General features: G+C 55.6%; 4 protein-coding genes. All 4 read right to left on the reverse strand.

The genetic code is table 11. The features are described 5' to 3' along the window. Window positions 1-4 precede the first annotated feature (4 nt). Complete coding sequence (malQ, locus tag Q7K71_01135; protein MDO8674707.1) at window positions 5-1,501, reverse strand: 4-alpha-glucanotransferase; 1,497 nt, start codon at window positions 1,499-1,501, stop codon at window positions 5-7. After that, on the reverse strand, window positions 1,498-3,930 hold the full coding sequence (locus Q7K71_01140) for a DUF3536 domain-containing protein (protein ID MDO8674708.1): 2,433 nt from the start codon (window positions 3,928-3,930) through the stop codon (window positions 1,498-1,500). Before Q7K71_01140 ends, malQ begins: the two co-directional genes overlap by 4 nt. Next, complete coding sequence (gene glgB, locus Q7K71_01145) at window positions 3,927-5,825, reverse strand: 1,4-alpha-glucan branching protein GlgB (protein ID MDO8674709.1); 1,899 nt, start codon at window positions 5,823-5,825, stop codon at window positions 3,927-3,929. Before glgB ends, Q7K71_01140 begins: the two co-directional genes overlap by 4 nt. A 97-nt stretch (window positions 5,826-5,922) precedes the next feature. Continuing rightward, the coding region (locus Q7K71_01150) for a hypothetical protein (GenBank protein MDO8674710.1) at window positions 5,923-7,069 on the reverse strand (1,147 nt) is incomplete at its 5' end.

Here is a 7,069-nt window from a genome sequence, read left to right on the forward strand (position 1 = left end):
AGCGTCACGCTCTTTTCGTTAAAATTGTTAAATGACGCAGTTTGGGGTTCAACCGCGGCTTCAACGCGGACGGCGATAACCGCCATTGCCAATTGCCAACCTTGGTCGCCGGAGTGTTCATGCGGCCCTCTTCCCCCAATCCCAGGACATCGGCCATGGGGATGATCACGGTATCGGCTTTGGAACGCATGAGCGCTTCGATCATGGCCCAGTGCAGGTCCGACGTGCGCGGGCGGCCTTTCAGAACAACGGCGATATTGGCCCGCTCGCGGGGACCGGCCTCTTTGCGAAACCAGCCCTGCACGGTGTTATTGTCATGGGTGCCCGTATAAACCACGCAATGACGCGCGTACCGGGCCGGCACGTGCGGATTGGTTTTGGGATCGTTGCCGAAAGCGAACAGCAGGACCCGCATCCCGGGAAAACCGAAACGGCGCATGAGCGCGGGCACGTCGGGAGTTATTTCTCCCAGGTCCTCGGCGATGATGGGCAGATGTTTGAATTGCCGGGCAAGGGCGGTGAAGAAATCCGCGCCCGGCCCCTTGACCCAGCGGCCGAACACCGCCAGTTTTTCATGCGCGGGGATCTGCCAGAAGCCCAAAAAACCGCGGAAATGGTCAATGCGCAAATGGTCAAAGAGGGCCAAATTATGGCGGATCCGCCTGACCCACCACCCGTATTTTTCCTTTTTCAATCTGGCCCAGTCATAGACCGGGTTGCCCCAGCGCTGGCCTGTCCTGGAAAAATAATCCGGCGGGCATCCACTGACGAACCGCGGGACAAGATCATGGTTGAGTTTAAAAAACCCCGGGTAGCGCCATACATCGGCGCTGTCATAATTGACATAAATAGGGATGTCCCCGATGATGCCGACCCCGTTGTCCTTCGCGTATTGTTTCAGGCGCTGCCATTGGCTGAAAAATAAGAATTGCACGAACCGGGCCTGGTCAACCGCGCGGATATGGGTCCGGACGAACCCTTTTAGCGCGCCAGGTTTGCGGCGCTTGAGGTTCGCCGGCCATTCGTTCCACGGCCTGGCGTTGAACACGAATTTAGCCACGGAAAAAATAGCATAGTCCTCAAGCCAATGGGCATGGACACGGCAAAAAACATCATAACCGCCTTTGTCCTTGAGTTTAGCCCACCGCGCATAGGCGCGGACGAACAGGCGTTCCTTGAACGCGGCCGCTTTCGCATGGTCCACGCGCAGGGCGTCAAACGCAGGGGCCTTCTTCAGATCAGACGCCGTCAAAAAACCGTCCATGACCATGAGTTGAGGGCTGATGAATAAAGGGTTGCCGGCAAAAGCGGACAAGGAACTGTACGGAGAATGCCCATTGATGCCGTCGGTGGGATTGACGGGCAGGATCTGCCAGAACGTCTGCCCGGCGGCTTTTAACGCGTCCACGAACGCATAGGCCCGGGGGCCCAGGTCCCCCACCCCGTAGGGGCAAGGCAGGGATGTGATGTGCATTAAAATGCCGCTGGCGCGTTGGCTCATGAGGGTGTGCGCACCTGAAGGATGTCCCCCAAATATTCAAAGATCTTCACCCAATGCAGCTGCGGATCAGCCACCCCGCCAAAGGCGGGGCCGGCGATATCCGGATAAACCGTATGGGCCATTTCAAAATAAACGTTCTGGGCTTCCCACAGGTCCAGGTCCAGGCTCAACCCCGTGAAAATCTCGAGAATGGCCGTGATCTTTGTCATCAGCAGGATGTCGTGGGGATGTTCGTTGAGCCGGCGCATCAGGCTGTTCAGCCGCTGGCTGGCGAGAAAACCGAAATTCGCCTGGTCGCGCTTGAACGCCCAGCGCTTCATCTCCTCCGCCAGGCCTTTGAGCCGGTCAATGTCCACGTCGTCTTTTTCCAACACAGCGCACACATCACGGTTGAGGATGAATTCAACGACGGTGATCAGCATGCGCGGCAAGGGCAGACGGCCTTCATTCTTGATCTGCATCAAAGGATAATGTTGTTCGTAAATATGGCGAAAACTGGTCTCGATGTCTTCCATCGCAGAGCGCAGGACCTGGTCAAGAATGTTCTGCTGTTCCTGCTTGAACAAATGCCACAGGGAATAATTCCGGGAACCAAAATAACGGTTGATGAGACCGATGACTTCCGGGATATTGCTCTCGGAAAAGGCCTCCGTAAGATCCCGCTGCATAGAGATGTAGTCCCCGGATTTGAAATAGCCCACCCCGCCGATGAAATTGTGGTCGCCCAGATGCAGGATGGCGAACTGGATGTCGGCGTTCTCTCCGGTGATCTCGGAAGCGACCCGGCCGCGGCCCACGGCCAAACGCTGGCGGCCCGCTTCCTTAAGGATATATTCCCCGGTCTTGACCGTATACGCGTACATGCGCGCTTGTTCCGGGTATTGCTCGAACAAAGACGTCATCGCGTAATGCGCCCCGACGCGCAAAAGGTCAACCACCGATGGGGCAACCATGGAACTGTAGATGACACCGCCGTTTTTCAGTTCCGGCGCATTGCTGGGTGCCTGCTCCAGGAGCCGCACGAACTCTCCTTCCACGTTGGTGGCGGCCGCTTCCTTGGCCAACTGGATGACCCGCGCGGCGTATTTGAGGATCTGCACCGTCTCAATGCCGGAGATCTCATTAAAAAACCACCCGCACGAGGTGTACATCAACAGGGCGTTGAACTGCATTTCCAGAAGTTTCAAAATGCGGATCTTTTCCTCTTCCGGCGGCACCCTGCCTAAATGTTCGCGCAAAAAACGATCCACGCATTCGGGACTCCGGTCGAGGACGGCATCGATATAGGCGTCACGCAAACCCCAAGGGTCGGATGTATACGCGGACATTTGCTGTTCATAAACGGGGGCCAGACGATCGCGCAGCCAGTCCAGGGCCTCCCGTAAAGGGGCGCGCCACCTCTGATGCCACCCGCTTTGGCCTCCCGTGGAACACCCGCAGTTGGAACGCCAGCGCTCAATGCCGTGGGGACAGCTCCAGGAACTGTTCTCCACGATCTGGACCTCATGGGTGACGGGGAATTTTTCCAGGAATTCACCATACACGGTCAATTGAGCCAGGGACCCCTGCTGGATGGAATGCAGGCAATAGGCCAGCGCCATGTCGCCGAACTTGTGGTGATGGCCGTAGGTTTCCCCGTCGGTGGCAATGTGCACCATCCGGGGGCCCGGGGCACGGGTGTCAGAGGCGCGGGTCAGCCGCCTGGCGAAATCCTCTCCATTATTGAGCAGTCCCTCAAAAGCGACGCCCCGGGCAATGGGGCCGTCATAAAAGAAAATATGGATGGTCCGCCCGGAAGGCAAACGGCACAAATACGCCACGCTCGGGTCCACGCTGTTTAACGCTACATCGCGCCAGAGCATGTCCTGGCCCGTGGATTTGACCCGTTTGGCCTGATGCGGGGCCAGAATGGTGAATTTTATCCCCTGCTCGGCCATGATGTCCAGGGTCTCCAGGTCAACGGCGGTCTCGGCCAGCCACATGCCCTCGGGTTTACGCTTGAAACGGTATTCAAAATCTTTGATGCCCCAGACCACCTGTGTCCGTTTGTCACGGCTGTTGGCCAAAGGCATGATGATGTGGTTGTACACCTGGGCCATGGCACTGCCGTGGCCGGAAAAATTCTTCTGGCTTAAAGCGTCAGCTTCCAGGATGTCCGCGTAGACCGCGGGGTCCTTGCGCTGCATCCAGGACAACAATGTGGGGCCGAAATTAAAACTGATCCTGGAATAATTATTGATGATATCGGAGATCTTATGCTTGTCGTCGAGAATGCGGGCGTGCGCGTTGCGCGCGTAGCATTCGACGGTGACCCGCTCGTTCCAGTCGTGGTAGGGGTAGGCGGAATCCTGGATCTCCACCTCTTGCAGCCACGGGTTTTCCCGCGGGGGCTGGTAAAAATGGCCGTGGATGCAGACAAAACGTTTCATTCGGCGCTCCTCAGGAACAGGATCCCCAACGGCGGGATGGTCAGAGAAAGAGAGAACGGCCGGCCGTGAAAAGGTTTGGGCCGGGCCTCTTTGGCGCCAAGGTTCCCCTGCCCGCTGCCGCCGTAAACAGACGCGTCGCTGTTAAGGACCTCGCGCCACACGCCGCTGGCCGGGACACCCACGTTGTAATCCTGCCAGGTCATGGGCGTGAAATTGCACACCGCCGCGATGACGCTTTTGCCGTCCGCGCTTTTGCGCAAAAAACTGATGACACCCTGTTGATAGTCATTCAGGTCTATCCATTCAAAACCGTCGGGGGTGAAATCGCGCTCAAAGAGCGCCGGCTCTTTGGTGTACAACGCGTTGAGGTCCTTGACCCAGCGCTGGACGCCCTGATGCGGGGCATGGTCCAGCAAATGCCAGTCCAGACTTTTCTCGTGCTTCCATTCATCCCGCTGGGCGATCTCGGCGCCCATAAATAATAATTTCTTGCCTGGATGGGCGAACATATAACCCAGCAATAAACGCAAACTGGCGAACTTTTGCCAATCATCACCGGGCATCTTGGAGACCAGGGCGCCCTTGCCGTGCACCATCTCATCGTGCGAAAGCGAAAGAAGGAAATTCTCGGTAAAAGCGTAATAAAAACTGAAGGTCAGTTCATTGTGGTGGTATTTGCGGTAAACAGGGTCTTTGGACATGTATTCGAGGGTGTCGTGCATCCAGCCCATGTTCCATTTGAGACCAAAGCCCAGCCCCCCCACGTCCACCGGACGCGAAACCCCCGGCCACGCCGTGCTTTCTTCCGCGATCATCTGTACGTCGGGAAAATGGGCATACACGGTCGCGTTAAGGCGGCGCATGAAATAAATGGCGTCAAGATTTTCCCGGCCGCCGTAATGGTTGGGGATCCATTCCATGGGCTTGCGCGAATAGTCGAGATACAGCATGGACGCCACCGCGTCCACACGCAAGCCGTCAATATGATATTGATCGAACCAGAACATGGCGCTGGAGATCAAAAACTCGCGCACCTCATGCCGGCCGTAATTGAAAATATAACTGTTCCAGTCGGGATGGAAGCCCTTTTTGGGATCGGCATGCTCAAACAGGTGCGTGCCGTCAAAATAGGCCAGGCCGTGCCCGTCGCAGGGAAAATGCGAAGCGACCCAGTCCAGGATGACGCCGATGCCGTTCTGGTGCAAAGCATCCACCAGAGCCATAAAATCCTGCGGGGTGCCGTAGCGGCTCGTCGGGGAGAAATACCCCAGCGTCTGATAACCCCATGACCCGTAAAACGGGTGTTCCATCACGGGCAGAAATTCAACATGGGTGAAACCCATTTCTTTCAGGTAAGGAACAAGGTGATGGGCCAATTCGCGGTAGGAAAAAGGACGGTTGCCTTCCTCAATGACGTGTTTCCAGGAACCCAGATGCATCTCGTAAATGGACATGGGTGCGGCGAGGCTGTTGCGGGCACGGCGCTGGGCCATCCATGGGCCATCGCCCCATGAATAGGACAGGTCCCAGACCACCGAGGCGGTTTTGGGCGGCGCCTCGTTAAAGAACGCGAACGGGTCCTGTTTTTCAACCTGGTAAAAATCGCTGTTGGAAACGATGTAAAACTTGTAGAGCGCGCCTTTGGCCACGCCCGGGAGAAACCCTTCCCAGACCCCGGACGAGTCCCCGCGGCACGTCAAGGGATGCGCGTTGCGGTCCCAGCCGTTGAAATCCCCGATGACCGAAACGGACTTGGCGTTGGGGGCCCAGACGCCGAAACGCGTCCCGGCCACACCGTCGAGGACCATGGGATGGGCGCCCAATTTTTCGTAAAGTTTGAAATGGCTGCCCTCTTTAAAAAGATAGATGTCGTGGTCGGTGAGCATGGAGTTCATTATAGTATGTGCCCACGGGGGCTTCAATCAAATTTGGCCGTATTTAAATGAGGTCACAACTTACGGAACGAAGTGAACGTAAGTTGTATGACCGAATTTATCCCGAGCGAAGCGAGGGATCTCCATCTTTGATCCCTAAAAATAGACGGAGATCATTCATGGGCTGGATGTTAATGATGACCGGCACAAAGCCCGGGGCGTTTTGCAGTTGCTGCAACATGGCGGGGTCGATGTAAAACTTAATTTGCCCTCCGGAACTCCTAGTTTGCAAATATAAATTGGCGGGGGTTAAATCAATACCACCCTTTTTCATCAGCATAGCACGATCAATAATACTGCTATTTGATCCTTGTTGTTGTTTCATAATACTCAACCTTGCCTGCACTGCCGGCTCCTGGAACCGTTGGTCAAGGGCAAGGTCATTATTAACCGTCACCACCGCTACAGTTTCATAACCGGTCCTCTGATTAAGCCGTTCGGTCAACTCCCGGACCGTCAATTGCCCCTGCTCCGCTAACCCGTTTAGGATCTCAAGCAACAGGTCACGCCGCGCCTTGACCGCTTCACGGTCGATGCTCTCCTTGCTCAACCTTGCCTGCACTGCCGGCTCCTGGAACCGTTGGTCAAGGGCAAGGTCATCTCTGATCGTCTGCATCAGCACAGTTTCATAACCGGTCCTCTGATTAAGCCGTTCGGTCAACTCCCGGACCGTCAATTGCCCCTGCTCCGCTAACCCGTTTAGGATCTCAAGCAACAGGTCACGCCGCGCCTTGACCGCTTCACGATTTCTACCAGTGGATGCCATCGCCATATCCACCTGCACCACTTGGGCATGGTCAAGATTCTGGTTGGTAATGACAATCTTGTCATGGGTAACTGTCATGGCTTCATCCATCTTTATCGCCATGAGCATCCCCCCCGAAAAATACTTTCTTGGGATCATCTGTTGGGTTTGCGGGTCTTGCTCTTCTTTGATGTAGTTGTAGACCCCTTTCTTGAAGGCGGTGAGGTATTGCTGGTAGATAGTTTCTGGATTCCCGACAGAAGATTTCGGGAATGACAATCCATTCACTTTATTTTTGTCGGTGTAAACCTTGTTAAGAATGCTGTCCTTGATCTTCTTCTTGTACCAAGTGGCAAGGATAAGGGAGTTGTAGACCTGACGGAGTTGGGCGAAGTTCTTGTTCTCGTTGACTTCCTTGGTCAGGGCTGGGATTACTATTTCACGGACGATTTGACTGCCT

The organism is Candidatus Omnitrophota bacterium, assembly GCA_030650275.1.
Taxonomy (GTDB): domain Bacteria; phylum Omnitrophota; class Gorgyraeia; order Zapsychrales; family Fredricksoniimonadaceae; genus JACPXN01.

Excerpts from the sequence above, each read along its gene's own strand:
- malQ (MDO8674707.1), bottom strand. The coding sequence starts at position 1,501 with ATGAGCCAACGCGCCAGCGGCATTTTAATGCACATCACATCCCTGCCT.
- Q7K71_01140 (MDO8674708.1), bottom strand. The coding sequence starts at position 3,930 with ATGAAACGTTTTGTCTGCATCCACGGCCATTTTTACCAGCCCCCGCGG.
- glgB (MDO8674709.1), bottom strand. The coding sequence starts at position 5,825 with ATGAACTCCATGCTCACCGACCACGACATCTATCTTTTTAAAGAGGGC.